At 40.2% G+C, this 26,145-nt stretch carries 21 protein-coding genes and 2 pseudogenes; 15 read left to right on the top strand and 8 right to left on the bottom strand.

What is annotated here, in order from left to right:
• Positions 1–6: 6 nt before the first annotated feature.
• The 3 genes from RE409_RS26065 to RE409_RS26055 all read left to right on the top strand — a co-directional run bounded on the left by RE409_RS26065 (position 7) and on the right by RE409_RS26055 (position 4,380).
• Positions 7–1,404 carry a murein hydrolase activator EnvC family protein gene (locus RE409_RS26065; RefSeq protein ID WP_201254082.1) on the top strand — a complete coding sequence of 466 codons (1,398 nt, stop codon included), beginning with the start codon at positions 7–9 and terminating at the stop codon, positions 1,402–1,404.
• A gap of 140 nt (positions 1,405–1,544) precedes the next feature.
• Positions 1,545–2,969, top strand: a complete 1,425-nt coding sequence (locus RE409_RS26060) for a S41 family peptidase (RefSeq protein ID WP_201187371.1) — start codon at positions 1,545–1,547, stop codon at positions 2,967–2,969.
• A 217-nt stretch (positions 2,970–3,186) separates the two neighbouring features.
• Positions 3,187–4,380, top strand: a complete 1,194-nt coding sequence (locus RE409_RS26055; RefSeq protein WP_201250261.1) for a PDZ domain-containing protein — start codon at positions 3,187–3,189, stop codon at positions 4,378–4,380.
• 283 nt (positions 4,381–4,663) lie between these two features.
• On the opposite strand, the gene RE409_RS26050 is transcribed toward RE409_RS26055, so the two are convergent.
• Complete coding sequence (locus tag RE409_RS26050; RefSeq protein ID WP_309558282.1) at positions 4,664–5,653, bottom strand: ABC transporter substrate-binding protein; 990 nt, start codon at positions 5,651–5,653, stop codon at positions 4,664–4,666.
• Between the two features lie 190 nt (positions 5,654–5,843).
• On the opposite strand from RE409_RS26050, the gene RE409_RS26045 reads away from it, so the two are divergent.
• Together RE409_RS26045 and RE409_RS26040 are read left to right on the top strand one after the other, a co-directional pair.
• Positions 5,844–6,848, top strand: a complete 1,005-nt coding sequence (locus RE409_RS26045) for a FecCD family ABC transporter permease (RefSeq protein ID WP_201222656.1) — start codon at positions 5,844–5,846, stop codon at positions 6,846–6,848.
• Positions 6,845–7,900, top strand: a complete 1,056-nt coding sequence (locus tag RE409_RS26040; protein ID WP_201187367.1) for a FecCD family ABC transporter permease — start codon at positions 6,845–6,847, stop codon at positions 7,898–7,900. The genes RE409_RS26045 and RE409_RS26040 overlap by 4 nt, the downstream gene beginning before the upstream one ends.
• Before the next feature lie 80 nt (positions 7,901–7,980).
• Here RE409_RS26040 and RE409_RS26035 read toward each other — a convergent pair.
• From RE409_RS26035 to RE409_RS26020, 4 genes and pseudogenes are all read right to left on the bottom strand, one after another.
• Positions 7,981–8,193: pseudogene (locus tag RE409_RS26035) on the bottom strand (zinc ribbon domain-containing protein); the annotation flags it as partial.
• Positions 8,194–8,301: pseudogene (locus tag RE409_RS26030) on the bottom strand (helix-turn-helix domain-containing protein); the annotation flags it as partial.
• Between the two features lie 248 nt (positions 8,302–8,549).
• Positions 8,550–9,083 (bottom strand): YceI family protein, encoded by a 534-nt coding sequence (locus RE409_RS26025; RefSeq protein ID WP_053348586.1) that lies wholly within the window; start codon positions 9,081–9,083, stop codon positions 8,550–8,552.
• Between the two features lie 209 nt (positions 9,084–9,292).
• Positions 9,293–11,485, bottom strand: a complete 2,193-nt coding sequence (locus RE409_RS26020) for an MMPL family transporter (RefSeq protein WP_201254666.1) — start codon at positions 11,483–11,485, stop codon at positions 9,293–9,295.
• A gap of 533 nt (positions 11,486–12,018) precedes the next feature.
• Here RE409_RS26020 and RE409_RS26015 point away from each other — a divergent pair.
• The 5 genes from RE409_RS26015 (at position 12,019) to RE409_RS25995 (ending at position 20,440) form a co-directional block, all read left to right on the top strand.
• On the top strand, positions 12,019–13,596 hold the full coding sequence (locus tag RE409_RS26015) for a catalase (protein ID WP_242486077.1): 1,578 nt from the start codon (positions 12,019–12,021) through the stop codon (positions 13,594–13,596).
• Between the two features lie 191 nt (positions 13,597–13,787).
• Positions 13,788–14,018, top strand: a complete 231-nt coding sequence (locus RE409_RS26010) for a CsbA family protein (protein ID WP_053348589.1) — start codon at positions 13,788–13,790, stop codon at positions 14,016–14,018.
• Between the two features lie 216 nt (positions 14,019–14,234).
• On the top strand, positions 14,235–16,220 hold the full coding sequence (gene uvrB / locus RE409_RS26005; RefSeq protein ID WP_201187355.1) for an excinuclease ABC subunit UvrB: 1,986 nt from the start codon (positions 14,235–14,237) through the stop codon (positions 16,218–16,220).
• A gap of 6 nt (positions 16,221–16,226) precedes the next feature.
• Positions 16,227–19,106 carry an excinuclease ABC subunit UvrA gene (gene uvrA / locus RE409_RS26000; protein ID WP_309558281.1) on the top strand — a complete coding sequence of 960 codons (2,880 nt, stop codon included), beginning with the start codon at positions 16,227–16,229 and terminating at the stop codon, positions 19,104–19,106.
• Positions 19,107–19,339: 233 nt separating this feature from the next.
• Positions 19,340–20,440: a DUF4097 family beta strand repeat-containing protein gene (locus RE409_RS25995; RefSeq protein ID WP_057216271.1), complete on the top strand. Its 1,101-nt coding sequence runs from the start codon at positions 19,340–19,342 to the stop codon at positions 20,438–20,440.
• A 40-nt stretch (positions 20,441–20,480) separates the two neighbouring features.
• Here RE409_RS25995 and RE409_RS25990 read toward each other — a convergent pair whose 3' ends face one another.
• Positions 20,481–21,155 (bottom strand): N-acetylmuramoyl-L-alanine amidase, encoded by a 675-nt coding sequence (locus RE409_RS25990; RefSeq protein WP_309558280.1) that lies wholly within the window; start codon positions 21,153–21,155, stop codon positions 20,481–20,483.
• A 184-nt stretch (positions 21,156–21,339) separates the two neighbouring features.
• Here RE409_RS25990 and hprK point away from each other — a divergent pair, with 184 nt between their 5' ends.
• The 5 genes from hprK to RE409_RS25965 are packed head-to-tail and all read left to right on the top strand — an operon-like array spanning position 21,340 to position 25,264.
• On the top strand, positions 21,340–22,275 hold the full coding sequence (gene hprK / locus RE409_RS25985; RefSeq protein ID WP_201187347.1) for an HPr(Ser) kinase/phosphatase: 936 nt from the start codon (positions 21,340–21,342) through the stop codon (positions 22,273–22,275).
• A 31-nt stretch (positions 22,276–22,306) separates the two neighbouring features.
• Complete coding sequence (gene lgt, locus RE409_RS25980; RefSeq protein WP_201187345.1) at positions 22,307–23,119, top strand: prolipoprotein diacylglyceryl transferase; 813 nt, start codon at positions 22,307–22,309, stop codon at positions 23,117–23,119.
• 27 nt (positions 23,120–23,146) lie between these two features.
• Positions 23,147–24,091, top strand: a complete 945-nt coding sequence (locus RE409_RS25975; protein WP_309558279.1) for a nucleoside recognition domain-containing protein — start codon at positions 23,147–23,149, stop codon at positions 24,089–24,091.
• Positions 24,081–24,749: a pyrophosphatase PpaX gene (gene ppaX, locus RE409_RS25970; RefSeq protein WP_201187341.1), complete on the top strand. Its 669-nt coding sequence runs from the start codon at positions 24,081–24,083 to the stop codon at positions 24,747–24,749. The genes RE409_RS25975 and ppaX overlap by 11 nt, the downstream gene beginning before the upstream one ends.
• Positions 24,746–25,264, top strand: coding sequence for an acyltransferase (locus RE409_RS25965; RefSeq protein WP_056524482.1), 519 nt, complete (start codon positions 24,746–24,748; stop codon positions 25,262–25,264). Before ppaX ends, RE409_RS25965 begins: the two co-directional genes overlap by 4 nt.
• A gap of 36 nt (positions 25,265–25,300) precedes the next feature.
• Here the strand turns inward: RE409_RS25965 and RE409_RS25960 are convergent, their stop codons facing one another.
• Together RE409_RS25960 and RE409_RS25955 are read right to left on the bottom strand one after the other, a co-directional pair.
• Positions 25,301–25,444 carry a YwzD family small protein gene (locus RE409_RS25960; RefSeq protein ID WP_201222658.1) on the bottom strand — a complete coding sequence of 48 codons (144 nt, stop codon included), beginning with the start codon at positions 25,442–25,444 and terminating at the stop codon, positions 25,301–25,303.
• A gap of 65 nt (positions 25,445–25,509) precedes the next feature.
• Positions 25,510–26,145: a class D sortase gene (locus RE409_RS25955; protein WP_056524485.1), complete on the bottom strand. Its 636-nt coding sequence runs from the start codon at positions 26,143–26,145 to the stop codon at positions 25,510–25,512.

Genomic DNA, 26,145 nt, shown 5'->3' with positions numbered 1-26,145 from the left:
GAAACGTTGAAAAAAAATATCATTGCCATGAATGCTTCGATAATGATCGGGTTGGGGAGCATTTTAGTCGCACCTTCGGCTTATGCTGAATCGCTTTCAGATTTGCAACAAAAGAAAGAATCTATTCAGGAGAAACGTTCGGGTGTTGAATCGAATATTTCCGATACTGAGAAAAAAATCGATAACCTGCAGGATAAACAATTGACGGCAGAGGAACAAATTGCAGCCATTGAAGCAAAAATTGCAGAATCGACAAAAAAAATCGATGCTAAGAATGCTGAAATTACACAAACGAAAAAAGAAATTGAAGCATTAAAAGAAGAGATTAAAGTATTAAAAGAACGGATCGCCAAACGTAATGAAGTATTGAAGGAAAGGGCGCGTTCTTTCCAAGAGACTGGTGGGGACGTGAACTACCTAGAAGTGTTATTCGGATCATCCAGTTTCGGTGATTTAATTGACCGCGTCGGAGCTGTAGCGACAATTGCTGAAGCCGATCGGGATATTTTAAAGCAGCATGAGTTGGATAAAAAGGACCTAGAAGAAAAGCAGACAGCTGTTGAAAAGAAGCTTGCTAGTTTAGAAGTAGCCAAAGCCGAACTTTTGGAAATCCAAAAGCAACAAAAACAGCAGAAGCAAGAAAAGGCTGCTTTAGTTAAGAAATTAAAGCAACAAACCAAAAAACATGAAGATGAGAAAATGGGCTTAGAGGAAGAAAAAGCGAACCTTGCTGCTCAAGAAACTGCTATCAAATCGGCTATCAACTTAGAACAAAACCGTCTTGCAGAATTGGAAGCAGCTCGTAAAAAAGCGGCAGCCGAAGCGAAAAAACGTGCAGAGCAAGCAGCGGCACAAGCAGCATCACAAGCGGCATCACAGGCAGCTGAATCAAAAAAACAATCTTCTTCAGGGGCTAGTGCAAAAAGCAACAGTTCATCACCATCACCATCACCATCATCATCATCCCAATCTTCGTCTAATGTAAGTCAAGTGCCAGCTGTTTCATCGGGTACTTTTACTAGACCAAGTGCAGGATATGTATCTTCAACAATGGGTGAACGTTGGAATAAACAGCATGCCGGCATTGATATTGCTGCTAGTGGAACGGTTCCTGTTGTAGCGGCAGCAGACGGAGTTGTAAGCCGTTCTTACTTCTCTAGTACATACGGTAATGTTATCTTTGTTACCCATTCAATCAGTGGTCAGCAATGGACAACGGTGTATGCACATTTAAGCTCTAGACAAGCAAGTACTGGTTCTGTTGTTGCCAAAGGTCAACAAATTGGTATTATGGGGAACACAGGACATTCATACGGTCAGCATTTACACTTTGAGCTACATAAAGGTGCATGGAATTATAGCAAGTCAAATGCAGTAAATCCATTAAACTACATACCTAATTAATACCCAATACATCAATAGAAAAACAGACTAGGATAAAATTCTAGTCTGTTTTTTTGTTGTGTTCACTATTGTCTACAAGCATATTTCCTCCAAGCTGCTCATATATTGAAATACATATCAGGGCAGAAATGGGGATAAATATGGTCAAAAAATGGGTACTTCCTCTAGCAATCATTATGTCATTAGTTATTGGGGCAGGGGGGGGCATATATTGGACAAGCTCCCCAGGTAAGAATGAGACAAAACAGGAAAACCAAATGGTAATAAAAGATAAGGAATGGGCAAAAGTGGAACAAGCTTATGGTTTGATCGTAAATCAGTATGTGGACAAGGTTGACGGTTCTCACCTTGTCGAAGGTGCCATTCAAGGTATGCTGTCAGCTTTGAAAGATCCATATTCCGTATATATGGACAAGGAAACCGCTAAGCAATTTAATGAAACTTTAGATTCCTCGTTTGAAGGGATCGGTACGGAAATCGGGATGGAAGATGGTAAGGTCATTATTGTGTCTCCTTACAAAGACTCCCCTGCTGAAAAAGCGGGGTTAAAGCCGAAGGATCAAATCCTTAAGGTGAATGATGAAAGTGTCGAAGGTTTGGATTTGTATGAAACACGCTTAAAGATCCGTGGTGAAAAAGGGTCAGCCGTTAAAATGGAAATAAAGCGTGCGGGGGTTTCAAATCCAATTGAATTCAATATGGTTCGTGCTGAAATTCCACTTGACACTGTTTTTTCATCGATTAAAGAAGCGGCGGGAGAGCAAATTGGCTATATCGAATTAACCACTTTCTCGGAAAATACCGCATCTGATTTTAAAAAGCAGATGAAGGAGTTAGAAAAGAAAGGGATTAAAGGATTGGTCATAGATGTGCGCGGCAACCCAGGCGGCCTCCTATCGAGTGTGGAAACGATACTTGGAGAGTTTATAACAAAGGATAAACCATATTTACAAATTGCTGAGAGAACGGGTGAAACGCAATCCTTTTTTACAAATCTAAATAAAGAAAAGGATTATCCAATCGCCGTCTTGACGGATAAGGGCAGTGCCTCGGCCTCAGAAATCCTGGCTGGTGCGATGCAGGAGGCGGGGGGCTACCCATTGATAGGTGAGAAGACCTTCGGCAAGGGAACTGTACAGCAGGCTGTACCAATGGGAGATGGCAGCAAGATTAAACTTACGCTATACAAGTGGCTGACGCCATCTGGGAACTGGATTCATAAAAAGGGGATTAAGCCTACAATTGAAGTAAAACAGCCGGATTTCTTTGATGCCCATCAGCTGTCCGTTGAAAAGGTACTTCAGCGTGATATGACTGATGAACAAATTCAATATGCCCAAACTATTTTAAAAGGACTTGGTTTTGAAACGGGACGTGAAGATGGCTATTATGACTGGAGTACAGAGATAGCAGTTAAAGCATTCCAAAAGCAGTATGGTTTGAAAGTGACTGGTAAACTGGACACTAAAACCGCTGCACACCTAGAAACCGCAATTCTGGAAAAAATTCAGGATGAAGACAATGATATTCAGTTGCGCACGGCATTGAATTATGTGGTGAAGTAAAGGAGAAGGCATCGCTCATTTGTGGCGGTGCCTTTTTTGCATGGTTTCAATTTGCAGGGTGGATATTTTAAATACGATGAACGGAGAAAACTTAAGGAAACGCTTTTTTTTCTTCATCTTAATAGGCAGGGAGCTGGCATATTTGATAGAATAGGAGATAACTGACTAGGAGAAATTATACATACATTTGATTACTTGTAAGGATGGTGGGAAGAAATTGACAACAGATTGGTTGAGTGCATGCTTACTAGGATTAGGAAAACTTTTTCTTCATCCATTGCTTTATGTTTCAATTGCATATTGTTTATTCATAGGCTATCTTCGCGTTAAACGAGAACGCCATGACTTTAATACGAAGATTTACAGAAAATCCATGGAGCTGCGTGCTTTGTTTCCGCAAGGAGTGATCTGGGGATTAATTCTTTCGTTCCTCACCTTGGCTTCTGGAATCGTCATTCCGCTGGCGGCGCTAATCATTGTGGCAGCGGTTACGATGATAGCTGTGCTGACCATGAACCGGAGATTTGTTTCACCCGTTTATACAATGGGAGTCACCTTCTTTATCCTTTTCTTTTTATACGATAGAGATATCCAACTGCCGATATTTCAGGATGCGTTTAATCAGTTGAATCAATCTGTCTATCCAACACTCGTTATTTTGATTGGGTTTTTATTGATTGCTGAAGGCTTTCTGATTGTTAGCAATGGAAGTAAAAAGATATCCCCTCAGTTGGAGGTTTCCAAGCGGGGACAGCCAATAGGTGTGTATGTTTCTCAACGAATATGGCTAATTCCGATGTTCGTTATGATTCCAGGGGGTGAACTTCCAGCACCTTTCGAATGGTATCCGGTTTTTTCAATCGGAGAAGTGTATCTGTCACCGATTGTTGTGCCCTTTTTAATTGGGTTTAAGCAAAAAGTTCATGGAACGCTTCCGGAACAGGCCATTAGGGCCCATGGTAAAAAGGTGGGAGCTTTAGGGTTTGTGATTACTGCATTCGCGGTTATTAGTAACTGGTACCCGCTATTGGCCATTATAACAGCTGTTTTAGCTCTTCTAGGACGAGAGTTTCTGCATTATTCCCAAAAGGTTTCGGATGCAAAGCTACCTTTTTATTTTTCGAAAAGCAAGCTTGGTGTCCAGATCTTAGGCGTTATCCCTCAGTCCCCGGCGGATAAAATGGGGTTAGTAAAAGGCGAGATCATTTCGAAAATAAATGGTATAGTCGTCAGGGAAGAAGAGGAGTTATACAGGGCGCTGCAAATAAATCGGGCTCACTGTAAGCTTGAGGTAATCGGTAATAATGAACAAATACGTTTTGTGCAAAGAGCCTTATTTGACGGCGAGCATTACGAATTAGGCATACTGTTTGTTGACGATCAATTGAAAGAAAGTGGACAAGCAGGGTAATTGAGATTTTTCATAATCACTTGGAATAGTGTCGTAATTCCACGTTAATAATTTTTGCGGGACGTATTATTTTTGATGTTAATCTATATAGAGGAAAATAGTTGCCAAGACGACTTCAGCAGATCGGCTAATAATAATTTCAATATATATTGACTGGATCTTTGACCACAGTACTAACTTTTATTTCGATGAAAGAGACAAAACTTCAATTGAAATGATTTGAAAAATAGAAACGGCCTTTCTCGATTTTTAAATCAAGAAAGGCCGTTTCTTTGTATGAGTTTTACTTTTTAAGCATTATTTTTTCTAGATCATCTAGCATTTTGTTAGCTGCAATAACACCGCCAGCCGTATTCCATGTTGCGTCGCTGACCTCATAGGCATTTCCTTTTTTCACTGCATCTAGGTTTTTCCAAAGAGGATCATTTGTCCATTCTTTTGCTGTACTTAGGGCTTGTTTGTCACCTTCAGGTGCGTATGTGAAGTAGAAAAGAATATCTCCATCCATTTTAGGTATGACTTCTTTTCCTATCTCAATTGCAAGGTTACCAAGTTTATTATCTGCAGTAAATAGTTCTTTCTGCTGCTCTGCACGCTTAAATCCTAATTGATCGAAAATTACTCCAGAGAATGAATCTGTGTAATAAATACGAGTTGTTCCAGCCATGAAACGAACAATAGAAACTTCTTGATTTACCTTATCACCAAGTTTAGCTTTTAAATCTTCAGTGTGGGCATCAAATTGAGCAATTACGTCGTTACCTTTTTCTTCAAGATTTAAAGCTTTTGCATATAATTTAAAGTTTTCTTTCCAATCTCCTCTAAGTGTTTCTGAAAAAACAGTAGGAGCAATTGCACTTAATTTATCATATACAGCTTCCTGGCGGATCTTGCTTCCGATAATTAAGTCAGGTTTTAATGCGGCAATTTTCTCTAAATTCACCTCATGCTCAACACCAACAACTTCAACGCCATCCATATCTTCTTTAATATGATCGTACCAAGGGTCTCCAAGCCAAGATTGAACAGCCCCAACTGGTTTAACTCCTAAAGCTAGTAATGCTTCTGTACCTTCATTTGTAAGAACTACCACTCTTTTAGGTTGTTTTTCTAATTTGGTTGTTCCCATGGCATGTTCAATTGTATAGCTTTTCTCTTCTTTTTTGTCATCAGCCTTATTTCCTTCTGCTTGGTCATTTGAACTTCCGCAAGCTGCTAGAAGGAAGACTGCAAATAAAGTAATAATAGTAAAAAGTGATCTAATCTTAAACATCTTATGTATCCCTCCTAATATAGAGCAAATGATAATCATTCGCACTTAACAGCATCATCATAAAATGAATATACTTTTCTGTCAATATATAATTGAAAATGATTCTCAAATTCATTGACATATTCCCTTTACCGCCAGTACAATTAATTATCATAAGTATTTACAAAAGTGATTGGGAAGGTAATTGGATATGTTATTAAAAAATACATGGCAGAAATGGATGGGAATATTTACTACCATTGTTTTGCTGCTTTTTTTACTGTGCTCAAGCATCGTATACGGTTATACGAATACAACTTGGCAAATGGCCATTGACGCATTTACACATTTCAATGGATCAAATGAACATATTGTTATTCAATCTGTAAGGCTTCCCCGCGCTCTTATCGCATCTGCAGTTGGTGCAAGTCTAGCAATCTCAGGTGTATTAATGCAAACTCTAACTAAGAACCCACTCGCTTCTCCTGATATATTTGGGGTCAATGCTGGGGCTGGCTTGGCGGTTGTTACTGGAGTCACCATATTTGGAATAAGCAATCTTCAAGTATTCACTTGGCTGTCTTTTATTGGAGCCGCTATAGCAGCGGTAAGTATATATATGATTGGTAGCATGGGCCGAGGCGGTTTAACACCGATGAAGCTGACATTGGCTGGTGCAGCAATGACAGCCATGGTATCTTCGCTAACACAAGGTCTTCTTGTCTCAAATGAGGCACTTTTAGAGCAAGTTTTATTTTGGCTTGCAGGGTCAGTTTCCGGTAGGAGTTTGGATAATTTAACTGCAGTGTTTCCGTATCTTGCAGTTGGATGGGTCCTAGCCTTATTTACATCTGGAAAAATGAATGTGTTATCTATGGGTGAAGATGTTGCAAAAGGTCTTGGCTTAAATATAGTTTTTCTTAAGATTGTGCTGGGACTGGTAGTTATCCTACTAGCAGGAGGATCAGTAGCGGTTGCTGGTCCAATTGGCTTTATTGGGATTGTTGTTCCCCACCTTACCCGTTTTATAGTAGGTATTGACCATCGCTGGTTAATTCCTTTTGCTGGACTTTTAGGGGCGGTGCTTTTGCTTGCAGCTGATATCATATCTAGGTATATTTTGATGCCACAGGAAGTTCCAGTCGGAGTTATGACAGCTATTATCGGAACCCCATTCTTTATTTATATTGCCAGAAAGGGGTTCAGCGGTCGATGAAGTCATATAAGAACTTTCGTTTATTCAATGAAAGAATATCATTCCTAATGGACAAAAAAGCTATAATTGTTGTTTTTGTATTATTTTTGGTTACTGCTTTAGTGTTTGTGATCAGTACAGGGATAGGTGAAATGAATATTCACCCTTTGAGTGTCTTACAGGTCTTCCTTGGAGGAGGAACTGAGGGTGATCGCCTTGTGATTCAGTCTTTCCGTCTGCCGAGAATTATTGTGGCACTTTTGGTAGGGATGGGTCTTGCAGTAGCAGGGGGGATTCTTCAGGGGATGATTCGAAATCCACTTGCCTCACCTGATATTTTAGGAATAACTGGAGGAGCAACTGTAGCTGTTGTTGGTTTCATGGCTATTTTTAGCGACAAAAATCATTCTTTAACAGTGAGTATTAATTGGATGCCGCTAGCTGCGTTTATTGGTGCCACAGTTGTTGCATTACTTGTTTATTTCTTAGCATGGAAAAATGGAGTTCCCCCAATAAGACTTGTATTGATTGGGATAGGAGTCATGGCTTTAATGAAAGCCCTCACTACTATGATGATGATTCTTGGTCCAATCTATCAAGCAAGCCAGGCAAACCTTTGGATTACAGGATCAGTGTCTAACTCTAGCTGGCAAAATATCGCCGTGCTTGCGCCATGGACCATCCTATTTCTTTTACTAGCCTTTCTTTATGCAAGAAATATTAATTTACAAGAGCTGGGTGATGACTTGGCAACCGGGCTTGGAGGGCAAGTTCAAAAACAGCGATTTACATTATTGATGATAAGCACAGCTTTGATAGGTGGTGCTACTGCTTTTGCAGGAGGTATTGGTTTCGTTGGATTAATGGCTCCTCATATGGCTAGAAGGCTGGTAGGTTCAAGTTTTGGAGTGTTATTGCCCACTTCAGCCTTACTCGGCGGTATCCTAGTTATGATCGCAGATTTGATTGGGCGAACCTTATTTTCACCATTAGAAATACCTGCTGGTGTCTTTACAGCAAGCATTGGGGCGCCATACTTTATTTATTTACTTTATAAAACTAGGAACTCTTGAACTGCCCACCACTTATCGACCTTACGGTCTGATTGAAGTGGGGGATTCCTAAGAACATTAGCCTATCGGCCAATTTTTAATTAGGCTACGCCCGTAGTTCCTACGGTTAGAAGCCTTATGGCTTCATTCATTAGATTGAGTCCTGCGTTAATATCTCGATCGTGGTGAGTAGAACAAAAAGGACAATCCCATTCACGAAGATTCAGATGTTTAACGTCTTTATTTTGATAACCGCAGCTAGAACACAATTGGCTAGAAGCAAACGTTTTAGATACGGTCACGATTTGTTTGCCTAGAAAGAAGTTATAGACAAAACGGGAGCAGCCGATCGTTTTATTGATTAGGACTAGTTGTTCTTTAGTTGGATAGATTCGAAATTTATAAGCTTTGTTTACGACCATTGGTTTCACCCCCTTATAGTTATTATTAATCACAGAACGTATGTTTGTCAAAAGATTACTTTGGCTTATGCCAACCGCCATTCATCTCTCCCTTACCGTTGGGCTCTCGCCCTTCACACGCTTGAAGAGGGAGTCTTCTGGCAGGAAATCATAAATGCTAAACATGATGGATCAGGATATTTATAATACTTGTTTTCGTATGCAAAAACAAAAGAAGCAGCTATCCTAACGGATAGCTGCTTTTAATATTAGGCTTCTTTAGCTGCTTCTATTTCGATGGTAAGTGTGATTTGGTCGCCTATAAGAACGCCGCCTGTTTCTAATGCTGCATTATAGGTTAAACCATAATCGCTGCGTTTAACTTTACCTTTTCCGCTAAACCCTGCTTTTTCATTTCCCCATGGATCTTTTCCTTGACCTTCAAATGTAATAGCGAATGTTTCCTCATTAGTAAATCCATTAAGGGTTACATCACCTGTCACATCGTACTCATCATCACCTGTTTTCACAATTTTCGTTGACTTAAACGTTAAAGTCGGATTTTTTTCTACATCAAAAAAGTCAGCTGAACGCAGGTGATTATCTCGGTCTGCGTTGCGTGTATCGATACTTGCTACATCTACAGTAAAATCTATTTCAGCTGTTGTTAAATCAGATGGATTTGCAGAAATGTTTGCCTCGAATTTATTAAAACTCCCTTTTACTTTTGCGATCATCATATGTTTTACAGAAAATTCAATTGCACTGTGAGTCGGATCAATTGCCCATTTGGTATTTGTCATTGTTTTTTCCTCCTAGTATATTAATCTTGAATTTATATATCTTTAATTTGAGATATTTGAACTTGATGTAATTATAAGAGGTTAGCTTACTAGTGTCAACTGGAATTTTTCCTTAATTTTGAAAAATATACAAAAAACCTGTGCCGATGTTACGAGGCGCAGGTTATTTAATACTTTATTTTCTTAAAAAATAAAACTAACTTTCTTTATTATTGGGCACTTTCTTTTTCTTCATGAATAGCGACTTTACTTGGCCAGAAGGCACGGCGCCCAAGCTGTGCGGTAATCGCTGGAACAAGGAATGGTCGAACGATGAACGTGTCCATTAACACACCGAGTGCGGTAATGAGTCCGAATTGAACCAGTACTTGAATTGGCAGTGTAGCAAGAACAGAAAAAGTGGCTGCTAAGATGATGCCAGCTGAGGTGATGACCCCACTTGTTTCGGCGACTCCTTCTCTGATTGCCTGTTTGATAGGCATTGTTTTTTTCTTGCGCCAAATACTCGAAACCATAAAGATATTGTAATCCTCCCCAAGGGCGACAAGGAATACGAATGAATATAGTGGAATTGTACCTTCAATTGCTTCCACTCCCATGAAATAGTGGAGGATTATCCAACCTAAGCCCATAGCGGCAAAGAAGGAGAGGATGACCGTTCCCATTAAATAAATCATAGCTGTCACAGAGCGCAAGTAAGCTAAAAGGAGCAAGGAAATCAAGACGATAATGATTGGGATAATCATAAATTCATCGGTCTTAACCGTATCTCTTTTATCAAATTGAGTGGCTGTTTGCCCTCCAATCCATACTTTTTCATCAACAGCTGAGATATTGGCGGCTTTCAGTTCTTTTTCAGCTAGGCTGCGAATGTCAGGAATTGAATTTATGGCTTCAATATCGTACGGATTGATATTGAATGTGACTTCATATGACTGCAGATCCTTATTGGATTTACTGTTAATAGGATCTGTGACACTTTCAACCAGATTCATCTTTTTTAGTTCATCTGCCAAGTCGATGTCCTTACCATCAGTATCGACAACCACTGTGGCTGGTGCAAGTTCTCCGGGTGTGTATGAGTCGGAAATGACCTTATATCCTTCACGGGAGTTCATATCTTCAGGGAATGAAGATAGAATATCGTAGGAATATTTTATTTGAGATGAATAGCACGCTAATACACTGAAGATAATCAGGCATGTAAGAATGACAGTCCATGGTTTGGTTGTTACGATATTCCCAATCCAATTGCCGATGCGACCTGCTTCTTTATGTTTCTTAACGGGTTTGCCTTTTTTCTTCGCACGTGATTCTTCCATTTCTGGTGTGCGTGGAACGATAGGGAAGAAAGAGGCCCGACCGAATACGGAAAGTAGTGCAGGTACGAGTGTTAAGGCTGCTAACATCATGATTAAAATGGATAAGCTGAATGGTACTGCGAAACGATGATAGGCTCCATATTTGGCTACAAGTAAAGTTAGTAGAGAGATTACAATCGTAAGTCCACTCATCGCAATGGCACCTGATGAATCCTTAAAGGCTGCAATCATGGCTTCTCGTTTACTTTCATGATGTCTTAATTCACTTCTGTAGTGGGAGATTAAAAATAGACAATAATCCGTTCCTGCACCGAATAATAATACGGTCATAATGGAAATAGCCTGAGAATCAACTGTAATCCAGTCGTGATCTGCCATAAATCCAAGGATTGGACTGGTGACAAGATAGGCGAAGCCGACTCCGATAAGTGGAATAATGGCTAAAAGTGGGGAGCGGTAAATTAGTAATAACACGACAAGTACAAGTATTACTGTCGCAAAAAGTAATTGGAAATCTGCACCTGAAAATAATCCAGTTGCATCGACAGAAATTCCAACCGGGCCTGTTACACGAAGTGATAAATTTTCTGTATTTGTTTGAACTTTCAACGGGTCAAGGCCAACGCGCTCTGTTACTATTCTATTAATAATTTTAAGGTTTTTTTCTAATACAGCGGTCTCAGTTTTCTCCTTAAAGAATAGCGGCTGTACGAAAGTCGTACCATCTTCTGAAACGGATCCCTGCAGCGCAGGCAATGGGATTTCATGAAGAGGAGGTAAAAATGATTGTTGTGTTAATGGATTCTCTGTCAATTCCTTGGAAAGGTATTGAACCTCGGCCAAGTCGGCTTCTGTCAGTCCACCTTCCCGATGCCATGTAAGTAAGGCGGGTATCCCTGAGGAATTCGGGAACTCTTCTTTAATGAGCTTATCAGCCACGACAGAAGCTGAGTCTGCAGGCAGGTCAGCGGTATTATTGGATGTGCGATCCTTAACATCCGGTAACGTTATTGTTAATATTGTAGCTGCAATTATCCAGACAGCGATGACGACCCAGCGGCTGACCTTTCCTGTCATCATTCTGCTTAGTCTTCCTAATAATGTTTCATCCAATGAAGGCACCTCGCTTTTGAATTTTTTTATTCTATCCTTAATTATAATGGAGCTTTGATGACATATACAAAAATGGGTATGCTCGTCTTCTCACAAAAAAGGCCTTGAATAGCTTTCCATTCAAAGCTTTTTCATGATTATAGAAATTTAAATCAAATTTAAGTGTTTTTTTAACCCAATCTCCCCCAGTAGTTACTATCAATTTTTCCTCTAGGTTTGATTGGGGATTGGTGAAAAATCCTAATTCTACTAATTAGCTGCTTGATTAAATAACCTCGAAATTTCACGTTTTGTACCGTGGTCTTTCAAGTTTGTTTGTTTTCTGAATTCAGATTGTATAGTTTTAGCTAACTTTTTTTCATTAACATTGGTTACCAGGTTTAAACCGCAGAACTTGGTCTTACAATATCTTGAATAATGTTGAAGATAGACGAGTAAGATTTGGGAATTAGGGTAAGGTAAAATGTATTATGGTTTTAATTAGCAAAGGAGGAAATGTTTTGTCTGAAAAATCTAAAAGAACAAATGATAACTCAGAAAAAACGTTAACAAACCGGCAAGGGCACCCCATCACGAATAATCAGAGTATCCGAACGGTCGGTAACAGAGGCCCAAGTACACTAGAGAACTACGACTTTCTGGAAAAGATTAGTCACTTTGATAGAGAACGGATTCCAGAGCGGGTCGTGCATGCCCGCGGTGCAGGCGCCCATGGCTATTTTGTTCCGACTGGTAAAGCAGGGGACGAGCCGATTTCAAAATATACGAGAGCTAAGGTATTTCAGGAGGAGGGTAAAAAAACACCGGTATTCGTCAGGTTTTCATCTGTAATTCATGGAGGGACTTCACCAGAAACGTTACGTGACCCTCGTGGATTTGCTGTTAAATTTTATACAGAAGATGGAAACTGGGATCTTGTCGGAAATAACCTGAAAATTTTCTTTATCCGTGATGCCATGAAATTTCCGGATTTGATTCACGCTTTTAAACCTGACCCGGTCACGAATATACAGGACGGGAGAAGAATTTTTGATTTTTGCTCAAGCTCTCCTGAAACATTTCATATGGTTACGTTTTTGTTCTCCCCTTGGGGCATTCCAGCTAACTACCGCATGATGCAGGGATCTGGTGTTAATACCTATAAATGGGTGAATGAAGAGGGGAAAGCAGTCCTTGTTAAGTATCACTGGGAACCTAAACAAGGGATAAAGAACTTGACACAGAAAGAGGCTAATGAAATTCAGTCTACGAATTTCAATCATGCCACACAGGACTTATATGAAGCAATCGAACGTGAGGAATATCCGGAATGGGATCTCAACGTACAGATTATGAGTGATGATGATCACCCTGAATTGGATTTCGACCCGCTAGATGATACAAAGATTTGGCCAAAAGATGAATTCCCGTGGCTGCATGTTGGTACGATGGTATTGAATAAAAACCCGGAGGACTATTTCACTGAAGTGGAGCAGGCTGCATTCGGTACGGGCGTCCTAGTAGATGGACTAGACTTCTCGGATGACAAGATGTTACAAGGGCGTACGTTCTCTTATTCTGATACACAACGTCACCGTGTAGGAGCAAATTATCTTCAATTACCGATTAATTCACCGAAAAAACCAACAGCAACCAATCAAACTGGTGGACAAATGCAATATGAAGTTGGCAGAGGAGATCAAAGTCCTCATATCAACTACGAACCATCAACTGTAGGTGGTTTAAAGGAAGCCAAGCAAACTGGCAAAGAGTATACACCTTTTATAGAAGGAAAACTTGTTCGAGAAACAATAGATCGGCAAAGTAATACGAAACAGGCTGGTGAAACATTCCGTGAATTTGAAGATTGGGAAAGAGATGAATTAATCTCCAATCTTGTGTCAGCATTAGCTCCTGCAGATCCACGCATTCAGGAAAAAATGGTTGCTCTTGCTGAGGAGGCTGATGAAGAATACGGTCGCAGACTGAAAGAAGGTTTAGCTTCAGCTTCTGAACATACAGAGTCTTCAAAACCTATGGGAGGGACAGATAACCCAGAGGAAGGAGCTAGAAAAGGACATGACGCAGATCCGTATTAACAGATGGAAAAGAGGCAAACTTCCTTCTTAGAAGGGGTTTGTCTCTTTGCTTAATAAGAATAAATTTGTAATCGTGGTAGAGCCAACCTTCCGAACAATTATTAAATATAGTAGGAAATAGATTGGCAAAAAACTTCATAATCATTTAAACTGAAACTATTCTATTTTTCTCTTATAAAGGAGATGAAAAAATGATTAAATTTCTTTCTGCCCTTTTCTTTCCTTGTCTACTTGTTATGCTATTTTCAAGGGTCACCTATAATAATATCGTGGGTCTTGTTTTAACAGTTGCGTTGATTACAGCTTCTGCATATAAAGGTTATACGCATACAAATTTATTAATCATCGTTGACGCACTGTCACTGACAGTGGGATTTTGGTTGTCAAAAAGAATGATGAAACGAACATCAAAGAGCGCCTGACATAAAGGTGCTTTTTTTGTACTTCTTCCTGTTATTACTCTCGACATCTAAAGATTATAAAAAACCAAAAATAGAATAGATGTTCGCTTTTGCTGGTTTGTTTTGAGGCTATTGTGGTAGAATGTGTATATATACTTTCTAAAACCGGAATAAATAGAAGGGATATAGTATATCCCGTTTTTTATATAAAAATATTTCAGTAGGAGGCTATGCTTGGTGAAGGATAAGTTTGAGTTAGTCTCAAAATACTCTCCTCAAGGAGATCAACCTGCAGCAATAGAAAAGCTTGTCGATGGTGTAAAAGAAGGAAAGAAAATGCAAACATTGTTGGGGGCAACGGGTACAGGGAAAACATTTACCGTTTCTAATGTCATTCAACAAATAAATAAACCGACGCTTGTCATTGCCCACAATAAAACGCTGGCAGGGCAGCTTTATAGTGAGTTCAAAGAGTTTTTTCCTAATAATGCTGTTGAATACTTTGTTAGCTATTACGATTACTACCAACCAGAAGCCTATGTGCCTTCCACTGATACATTCATTGAAAAAGATGCAAGTATCAATGATGAGATTGATAAACTACGTCACTCGGCGACATCCTCTTTGTTCGAACGAAAAGATGTGATCATCATTGCCAGTGTTTCTTGTATTTATGGATTGGGTTCTCCAGAAGAGTATCGGGAGATGGTGGTATCTCTCCGCACAGGCATGGAAATAGATAGAAATACATTGTTGCACAGACTTGTGGACATTCAATATGAGCGGAATGATATTGCATTTCAACGGGGGACTTTCCGGGTTCGTGGTGACGTGGTCGAAATTTTCCCGGCCTCCCGTGATGAACATTGTGTACGGGTCGAGTTTTTCGGGGATGAGATTGATCGTATTCGTGAAGTCGATGCCCTAACCGGTGAGATTACTGGTGAACGGGAACATATCGCAATTTTTCCAGCTTCCCATTTCGTAACTCGTGAAGAGAAAATGAAGATCGCCGTTCAAAATATCGAAAAAGAGCTGGAAGTACGATTGAAGGAATTGAGGGAGGATGAAAAACTGCTTGAAGCTCAGCGCTTGGAGCAGCGGACCCGTTATGATTTAGAAATGATGCGGGAAATGGGTTTTTGTTCGGGTATCGAGAACTATTCACGCCATTTAACCCTCCGTCCCTCAGGTGCAACACCATACACCTTGATGGATTACTTTCCAGAAGACTTTCTATTAGTTGTGGATGAATCACACGTAACCCTTTCACAAATCAGGGGCATGTTCAATGGAGATCAGGCTCGTAAGCAAGTGCTCGTTGATCATGGCTTCCGCCTGCCTTCTGCAAAAGATAACCGTCCACTCCGATTTGAGGAATTTGAAGAAAAGGTTCATCAATCTATATTCGTCTCGGCAACTCCGGGACCATTTGAACTCGAACACACACCGGAAATGGTTCAGCAGATAATCCGTCCTACTGGCTTGCTAGATCCTACGATTGAAGTACGACCAATTGAAGGCCAGATAGATGACCTAATAGGTGAAATACAGGAGCGGGTTAAAAAGAATGAACGGGTACTAATTACGACCTTAACGAAAAAGATGTCTGAAGATTTAACTGATTATTTAAAGGAAATTGGAATCAAAGTTCAATACCTGCATTCAGAGGTAAAAACATTAGATAGGATAGAAATCATCCGAGAATTACGAATGGGCAAATACGATGTGCTGGTTGGAATCAATCTTTTACGTGAAGGTTTGGATATTCCGGAAGTGTCGTTGGTTACGATTCTCGATGCTGATAAAGAAGGCTTCCTTCGCTCAGAGCGTTCACTCATCCAAACGATGGGCCGCGCTGCTCGTAATGCAAGCGGCCACGTTATTATGTATGCCGACCGTATTACGAATTCAATGGAACTTGCGATTAATGAAACGAAGCGGCGCCGTGAAATTCAGGAAAGATACAATAAAGAGCATCAAATTACACCGCAAACCATTCAAAAGGACATTCGTGACTCCATCCGGGCTACTCATGTAGCCGAAGAAGGTGAAGAATATAAAGAAGACCTTGCTCCAAGCCTCGCGAAGTTGCCTAAAAAAGAGCGCGAAAAAGTGATGGTAAGCATGGAAAAAGAAATGAAGGAAGCAGCAAAAGCACTAGACTTCGAACGTGCTGCCGAGCTGCGTGACTTATTACTAGAGTTAAAAGCGGAAGGGTGACGAAACATGGCAATGGAGAAAATTGTGATAAAAGGCGCCAGAGCCAACAATTTAAAGAATATTGATGTCACGATACCTAGAGATAAACTCGTCGTGATAACAGGATTATCTGGATCTGGAAAGTCTTCCTTGGCTTTTGATACGATTTATGCAGAAGGTCAAAGACGTTATGTAGAATCACTGTCCGCTTATGCCCGTCAATTTTTAGGCCAAGTGGATAAACCGGATGTCGATGCGATTGAAGGATTGTCACCGGCGATTTCTATTGATCAGAAAACGACGAGCCGGAATCCTCGTTCAACTGTGGGGACTGTCACGGAGATTTATGATTATTTAAGATTGCTATATGCTCGAGTCGGCCGGCCAACCTGTCCGATCCATCATATAGAAATTACCTCTCAAACGATTGAGCAAATGGTAGATCGCATCCTTGATTACCCTGAGCGAACTAAGCTTCAAGTATTGGCACCGATTGTTTCAGGTAGAAAAGGAACGCATGTAAAAGTTTTAGAAGAAGTAAAAAAACAAGGGTATGTCCGCGTTCGTGTGGATGGGGAGATGCACGATCTTAGTGAAGAAATCACTCTCGAAAAGAATAAAAAGCATTCTATAGAAGTCATTATAGACCGAATTGTTATTAAAGAGGGAGTCATGGCACGGCTTGCGGATTCATTAGAAAGTGCTTTGAAGCTTGGTGAAGGCAAAGTCATCATTGACGTAATGGGTGAAGAAGAACTACTGTTCAGCGAACACCATGCCTGCCCATACTGCGGCTTTTCCATCGAAGAACTAGAGCCGAGAATGTTTTCCTTCAATAGCCCGTTCGGGGCCTGCCCTGATTGTGATGGCTTGGGAGCGAGACTTGAGGTGGACCGTGATTTGGTCATCCCGAATAAGGAATTAAGTCTGCGTCAACATGCGATTGCCCCATGGGAACCGACGAGTTCTCAATATTATCCTCAGCTTCTTGAAGCGGTAGCCACCCATTATGACATAGATATGGATGTGCCAGTTAAAGATATACCGGATGATAAATTGGAGAAAATTTTATACGGTTCAGGTAAAGATAAAATTTATTTCCGCTATAAAAATGATTTTGGAAGAGTGCAAGAGGGACATATTCTATTTGAAGGCGTCATAAGAAACATCGAGCGGCGTTTTAAGGAGACGAACTCAGATTATATTCGTGAACAAATGCAGAAATATATGTCGGAGCACCACTGTCCAACATGTAAGGGACATCGGCTGAAAAAAGAGAGTCTTTCTGTGCTTGTTCAAGGGGTTCATATAAGTGAGACTACCGCTTTATCGGTAGAAGAAGCTTTAGTATTTTTTGACGAGCTTGATTTGACCGAAAAGGAAGCTGCAATTGCGAGATTGATTTTACGTGAAATCCGGGAGCGGCTCGGTTTCCTAGCCAATGTCGGTTTGGAATATTTAACGTTAAGCCGAGCAGCCGGAACATTATCAGGCGGTGAAGCCCAGCGTATTCGATTGGCAACACAGATTGGTTCCCGTTTGACTGGTGTTCTTTACATTTTAGATGAACCGTCTATAGGATTGCATCAGCGAGATAATGATCGATTAATTGAAACATTAAAGAATATGCGCGAAATTGGAAACACGCTGATTGTTGTTGAGCATGATGAAGATACGATGCTTGCGGCGGATTATTTGATTGATGTCGGACCAGGTGCAGGCGCTCATGGTGGAGAAATCGTGGCTGCTGGAACCCCGGAAGAGGTCATGAATAACCCTAAATCTTTAACCGGCCAATATTTATCAGGGAGGAAATTTATCCCGCTGCCATTGGAACGCCGGAAAAATGACGGCCGTGTTATTGAAATTAAAGGGGCCAAACAAAATAACCTAAAAAACGTTAATGTTAAATTCCCGCTTGGAGTTTTTACAGCTGTCACAGGAGTCTCAGGTTCGGGGAAAAGTACATTAGTGAATGAGATTCTTCATAAGTCATTAGCTCAAAAGCTAAACCGCGCCAAAGCTAGACCAGGGGAGTTTCGTGAAATTAAAGGAATCGAGCATTTAGATAAGGTCATTGATATTGACCAATCACCTATTGGTAGAACGCCACGCTCTAACCCAGCAACCTATACAGGTGTATTTGATGATATTCGTGACGTTTTTGCTTCAACGAATGAAGCGAAAATCCGTGGCTATAAAAAAGGACGATTCAGTTTCAATGTGAAGGGCGGTCGTTGTGAAGCCTGCCGTGGTGACGGAATTATCAAGATTGAAATGCATTTTCTTCCTGATGTCTACGTTCCGTGTGAAATCTGTCATGGTAAACGTTATAACCGGGAAACGCTTGAAGTGAAATATAAAGGTAAAAACATTTCCGACATTCTCGATATGACTGTTGAGGAAGGGGTTAGTTTCTTTGAAAACATCCCGAAAATCAAGCGGAAGCTACAAACGATTTATGATGTTGGTCTGAGCTATATCAAGCTTGGACAGCCGGCAACCACTTTATCGGGCGGTGAAGCGCAAAGGGTGAAACTCGCTTCTGAATTGCATCGCCGTTCAACTGGCCGCTCATTTTATATCTTGGATGAACCAACTACCGGACTTCATGTCCATGATATAGCGAGTTTGCTCGAAGTCTTGCAACGGCTGGTAGACAATGGGGATACTGTTTTAGTAATAGAACATAATCTTGATGTCATCAAAGCTGCGGACCATATTATTGACCTAGGTCCAGAAGGCGGGGATAAGGGCGGAACGATTGTCACTTACGGTACGCCTGAAGAAATATGTGAAGTTTCCGAATCATACACAGGGAAATACTTAAAGCCTGTTCTGACCCGTGACCAAATTAGAATGGAAAAATTGATTGAAGAAAAAGAACAAGAGCATGAACATGCATAAAAAAACAAGCCAGTTGGCTTGTTTTTTTATGTGGAAATATGACAGCGTCAATTTAATTAATCATTTGATTAAAACCCATGAAAGCTAGATATTTCCGGGGAAATTCCACTTTGCTCTTTTCGAAAATTGTCGCAGCACCTTGTCGAGAAATGGGAATTTAGTGTATTTATGAAACTTTTTAGATTTCTAGGCGTATGTATGAATAAAATGATTTAAGAAAGCGAGGAATGTTCATGCAGGAAGAAAGAAAGAAAATTTTAGAGATGATTCAAGATGGAAAGTTGACTGCGGTAGAAGCAATGAGTCTTTTGGAAGACTTAGAAAAAGCTAGTCAGGAAAGTGAAGCGAAAGAGCAGAAACTACAAAATGAATTATCAACCGTAGTCGTGGATAAGAAAAGCGAGGACAATACTCAGGACACGTTCAAGAAGAATATTCAGTCATCAAAGGAAAAGATTATTGATTTTGTTGAAAGTGCTTTTAAGAAGATTAAAGAAACCGATCTTGATTTCAACTTTGGAAAATCAGTTGATGTCAGTCATATTTTCCAGCATGATTATGAGGTTCTGAATGGAGTCGATATAGATATAGCCAATGGGAAAATAAAAATTGCTACTTGGGATCATAAGGATGTACGGGTTGAATGTCAGGCAAAGGTATACAGGGTGGAGGATATCGAAGAAGCGAGAAAAAACTTTTTAGAGGATGTTCACTTCTCGATTGAAGAAGGGAAAATGAGGTTTAAGGTTTTCGAAAAATCCATTAAAGTCGATGCGGTTTTGTACATTCCTCGGAAGGAATATGAGGACATTCAGGTAAGGTTGTTTAACGGTGCTATAACCGCCGAATCATTGGAATCCAATAAACTCAAAGCAAAAACAGCCAATGGTGCGATTCATATTTTACAGGGTAATGGTGAGTCGTGCGAGCTCGAAACAGGTAATGGAACGATCACCATTTCAGATACAAATTATAATGACTTGGAAGCTGAAACCTTAAACGGTGCTATTAATGCGGATGGTTATTTCAAAAAAATAGATGTGCAAACTTTTAATGGTGAAATTGTCTGCAAAAACTCCGAGCTAGATTGCGACTCTATACATGCTAAATCGATTACCGGAAAAGTCCAGCTGATCCTGCCGCCAGGAAAGGCAATCGAGGGAGAGTTGAAATCTAATTTAGGAGGTTTTAACGTAAGCTTGGAAGGGATGACCATCATCGAAGAAAAGAGTGATGTGGTTCAAAAGGTCCTTAAGTTTAAGACTGCTAAAGAGGAAGTTCCTGTGCTTCATGTATTTGCAGAAACCAAGACTGCAGCGATAACAGTTTCCTAGTGAAAATGAAAGCCCACCAGTTCAAATGGGGGGCTTTCATTTATTTTTGTACGCTAATGATTGCTTTGTAACCAACTTTGGCTAACCTTTTGACAAGAGCCTCTGCATTTTTCTTTTCTGTAAAGGCACCTATTTGAACTTTATACATAATGGGGTTTACATCAGCTTGGAGGTTATAGTAGGCGAGGATGCTTTTAGCAATAGATTCTCCGCATTTTTTCCGGTACGCCGTAGTTTTTAAAAGAGATGCTTCTTTTTGATTGGTCATAAACCCGCATTCGACTAAAATGGCCGGACATCTTGTTTCGCGTAAAACCTGGAAATTGGCGGTTTTTACCCCTCTATTTTTTAACTGAGTAGCTTTAACAAGTTCGCTTTGGACCTTTTCAGCTATGGAAAGTGACTCTTTCGGTCTCGAGAGATAAATGAACGTTTCAATTCCATTTGCCTCATGCCAACTTCCAGAACCAAAGGCGTTTGCATGAATGGAGATATATAAGTCAGCTCCGAGTGAAATGGCTCTGTTTATACGTTCCTTAAGTGGAACATCTCGCCCGTCTTCATGAACAAAATGAACGGTGACTGCTTTTGATTTTTCTAAATAGAACTTCGTAAATTCAGCCGTTTCCCTATTGAATTCATATTCCTTCATACCCTCAGGAGATTGTTTGCCGGGAGTATTATACCCATGCCCTGCATCAATAATGATTTTCATGTAATTCTTTCCTTTCCAAAAATACTTTATCCATTATTATAATCAAACGAGTGGAATAAAAAGTAGCATGTTCATCAGAAAAAAAGAATAAATCGATAATGCTTTGTTTGGTTATTAACAGAAAAATGCTAAAATAGAAAAAGTATCGCTAAAAATAGTATCGCTCCAAAAGGAGGAAAGATATATGGCAAAAGTCCGTACAAAAGATATAGTTGAAGCATTCGGTCTAGAACTTATCAGCGGAGAAGAAGGAATTAATCGCCCAATTGTCACTAGTGACTTATCTCGTCCAGGACTTGAAATAGCTGGTTTTTTTGATTATTATCCTGCGGATCGAGTACAGCTCTTAGGTATGACGGAGATGTCGTTTTTTAATCGACTGAATGAGCCGGATCGAATACAGAGAATGGAAGAACTATGTAGGGACTTTACACCAGGCATTATCATTACGCGTGGTCAGGAAGTGCCAATAGAGTTGATTGAAGCATCTGAGCGGGAGTCCGTTCCTGTGATGAGATCTAATATGAAGACTACAAGGTTGTACAGCCGTCTGACCAACTTCCTTGAAAGTAGACTAGCACCAACTACAGCCGTTCATGGTGTATTAGTAGATATCTATGGCTTAGGTGTATTGATTACTGGAAAAAGCGGGGTCGGTAAAAGTGAGACAGCGCTTGAATTAGTGAAACGGGGCCATCGACTTGTTGCAGATGACTGTGTAGAAATCCGTCAGGAAGATCAGGATACGTTAGTCGGGAATGCTCCTGATTTAATTGAACATCTTCTTGAAATCCGAGGGTTAGGAATCATTAATGTAATGACGCTATTTGGGGCTGGTGCTGTCCGGAGCAATAAAAAAATCTCGATAGTCATTAATCTTGAACTATGGGAAAAAAATAAGCAATATGACCGAGTTGGTCTTGATGAAGAAAAAATGAAAATAATTGATACGGAAGTTACGAAAATAACTGTACCTGTCCGCCCCGGACGAAATTTAGCTGTTATTATTGAAGTGGCAGCCATGAACTATCGTCTAAAACGGATGGGAGTAAATGCTGCAGAACAATTTTCAGATCGTTTGAATCATGCAATTGCAGAACCGGATCATGATGAATTTTAATGAATAGGTATATAGGAAAAGAGGGGACGAAATGGAACAAGCTATACAGCCGCTGAATCCGATTGCAATTGATCTCGGGCCAATCCAAATACATTGGTATGGTCTAATTATCGGTTTCGGAGTGTTACTAGGTCTTATTATTGCTTTAAGGGAATCTGAGCGCAGAGGTCTTGATAAAGAAATATTTACAGATATGATATTGTTTGCTGTTCCAATTGCGATTATTAGTGCACGTATTTATTATGTCATCTTCCAGTGGGAGTACTATTCACAAAATCCTGGGGATATCATTAAGATATGGAATGGTGGAATTGCAATCCACGGTGCGTTAATCGGTTCGGTACTGACCGCGATAGTCTTTGCTAAGGTGAAGAAAGTCTCGTTCTGGAAGTTGGCTGATATCGCTGCACCGAGTTTATTGTTAGGTCAAGCAATTGGCCGTTGGGGTAATTTTATGAATCAGGAAGCGCATGGAGGAGAAATAACAAGATCGTTCTTGGAAAATATGCATCTGCCTGAATTCATTATTAACCAAATGTACATAAATGGAACGTATTATCATCCAACCTTTTTGTACGAATCGCTTTGGAATATTATCGGTGTAATTATTCTTCTAAGTTTACGTAAAGTGAACCTGCGTAGGGGCGAGCTATTTTTAACGTATGTATTCTGGTATTCTATTGGCCGTTTTTACATTGAAGGACTACGTACAGATAGCTTGATGCTAACGGAGTCACTACGTATCGCACAAGTGATTTCCATTGTGTTAATCGCTGTTGCTATTGCATTAGTGATCTTTAGAAGGGTCCGTGGATATGCCGAGAAAAGATATTTAGATGCTTAGAGAATATGTGTAAAGGGAGAGGGCATAGTGATAGTAGATTCAGTTAAAAAGGGGCTCCTTTCTGGCTTGAATACAACTTGGTCATTGGGAAAAGTGATTTTTCCAGTTACGTTGATTGTTACCGTGCTTCAATATACACCTGTATTGCTATGGATCATTAACTTGATAGCACCATTGATGAATCTCATCGGCCTTCCTGGTGACGCAGCAATCCCGCTCGTTCTAGGGAATTTTTTGAACTTATATGCAGCGATTGCAGGCATATTAACGCTAGACCTGACTGTGAAAGAGGTATTTATTATCGCAATGATGTTATCTTTTTCACATAATTTATTAATTGAATCAGGTGTGGCGATGAAAACTGGTGTCAAGTTGTGGATCATTTTAACTGTACGGATTGGACTGGCGCTTTTGTCTGCGGTTGTCATCAATCTCGTTTGGCAGGGCGGATCGGAAATGGCACAAGGAATTGCTATCCGGGAGACAGCCGAGATTACAGGGGTTGGTGCCATCCTTTTACATGGGGTTATGCAAGCTCTTTCCGGAATAGCCCAACTGGCGGTTATCGTTATCCCGCTTATGGTCGCCGTTCAAATCATGAAAGATTTAAAATGGCTAGAAGCTTTCTCAAAAGCTCTTGCTCCTTTTATGAGAGTTTTAGGGATGAAGCCAAATGCCTCTATGCCATTTGTAACAGGGTTGACGCTTGGTCTTGCATATGGGGCAGGTGTAATGATTCAAGCAGCGAAAGAAGATAATGTCTCGAAGAAGGATATGACGATTGCATTTATCTTTTTAGTTGCTTGTCATGCTGTTATAGAGGATACACTAATTTTTATTCCACTGGGGATTCCGGTTTTGCCGTTATTACTTATCAGATTAATCACCGCTATTGTGCTTACTATGGTGGTCGCTTATATTTGGAATCGGACTGACAGTGTGCAGAGGAAGGAAGCCGTATATGAACAGTAACATAACTACATTATTATTTGACCTTGATGGAACGTTAATCAATACTATTGAATTGATTATCGACTCTTTTACAAAAACTTTAGATCATTATTGTCCGGGACAGTTCAAGCGGGAGGATATTATTCCATTTATCGGCCCGACTTTGGTTGATACGTTTTCGTCTATAGATCCGGAACGTATAGATGAAATGATCGCTTTCTATCGGGAGCACAATTGGAAGAATCATGATTTACTTGTGACACAGTATGACGGTGTGTTTGAAACAATTCAAACTTTGATGCAGAGTGGCTATAAATTGGCGGTCGTTACGACGAAGAGACGTGATGTCGTCGAAAAAGGTCTGCGTTTAAGCAAACTTGACCAATTCTTTGAAGTCGTGGTCACTCTGGATGATGTGGAAAAAGCCAAGCCGGATCCAGAGCCGCTGGTAAAAGCGTTAAACCAACTCGGTTCGGTTCCTGAAGAGGCAATCATGGTTGGAGACAGTTATCATGATATTCTTGGTGGGAAAAATACTGGTACCAAAACAGCGGGGGTCGCGTGGTCGATTAGAGGACGTGAATTTTTAGAAAGCTATCATCCTGACTATATGCTAGAGCAAATGGCTGACTTACTGAATATCATAGAGATTGAAAAGCATACAGAGGTTAGAAAATGAGACGCACGACCCGCTATCCGGTAGAAGGGGCTAATTCACTTTGGCATGTGTATAAGACCGTACCATTCTGGAAAGTCGTGAAGAACTTTGTGGTGATTCAGTTAGCGCGTTATACACCGTTTTTAGGCATGAAGAATTGGCTTTACAGGACTTTTTTACATATGAAAGTTGGAAAGCATACTTCATTCGCCTTGATGGTCATGCCGGATGTGATGTTTCCAGAAAAAATATCTGTGGGGAAAAATACTGTCATCGGCTATAATACGACGATTCTTGCTCATGAATATTTAATTAATGAATATCGGTTAGGAGAAGTCGTGATTGGAGACGAAGTATTGATTGGAGCCAACTCAACTATTCTCCCAGGACTTACAATTGGAAATGGATCGATTGTCTCTGCTGGTACACTAGTCCATAAAGATGTTCCCGAGGGAGCTTTTGTCGGAGGAAATCCAATGAAAATCATTTATACAAAAGAGGAAATGCTGAATCGGGAACAGCAAACTTCTTTATGAAAATAAGGACTTACCATTCTATGTGGCAAGTCCTTTTTAATGTAATTTGGGGTATAGTGAAGTCAATTCATTCTTTATTTGGCCGATGAATTCGTCAATCGATATATTCTCTTCGTTAGTTGTAGTATCATACGTATTTTTTAATATTTGAAAAAACTTATCCTGAGCTTTTTTATCCATTTTGAATTTGTCCTCCTACCCTTTTTTTATGGAGAGAGGGCTGCAAAAGCATGCAGCCCTCATTTTTAATTGTCTATTTCCGATTTAAGTAAATCAGCGATCAGTACATACCTTTCAGGTGCATTACCAATATATGAGAATGGGTAGCAGGTTGTTACAGTAAGTGTGGATTTAGGCTTGGGAACAATCACCGTACGGTCATCAGCATCAACGATACGGACCTTCCTCACTTTATAGGTAAACGTGCCAGCTTCTGTTTTGGTAATAAGCAAGTCACCTTTTCCAACTTCACCAAGCTTTCTGAAAATGGTATCTCGATGTCCAGATAAAACGGAATTATCCATCTCACCTGGTAGGACCGACTCAGCGAAATGACCGACACCCTTTTCAAGTTCATCTTCATTCGTTCCATGGTAGATCGGAAGTGTTGCCTCAAGCTTTGGAATATAAAGCTCACCTATTAAATCACCTGTTTCCGGTCGTGTATCATATAGTTCATCCTCGTCCGGAGTATCAGCCTTTGTTTCTGGGTGTTTAGCTGTTGCCTCAGTTGTTTCAGACTTATTCCATTTATATATGGCATATCCTTTTAACAGTGTATAAGCGTTCGTCGTTGTAAAATAAAAACCCACGATCAAAAAGCAGGCCGCAGTGGCAATCAACCATCTTTTTTTGTGCTTAGAATGCCTATTTTCACTCAT

This window comes from Peribacillus sp. R9-11 (assembly GCF_031345095.1).
Taxonomy (GTDB): Bacteria; Bacillota; Bacilli; order Bacillales; family DSM-1321; genus Peribacillus; species Peribacillus butanolivorans.
This window is presented reverse-complemented; position numbering and strand designations above follow the sequence as displayed.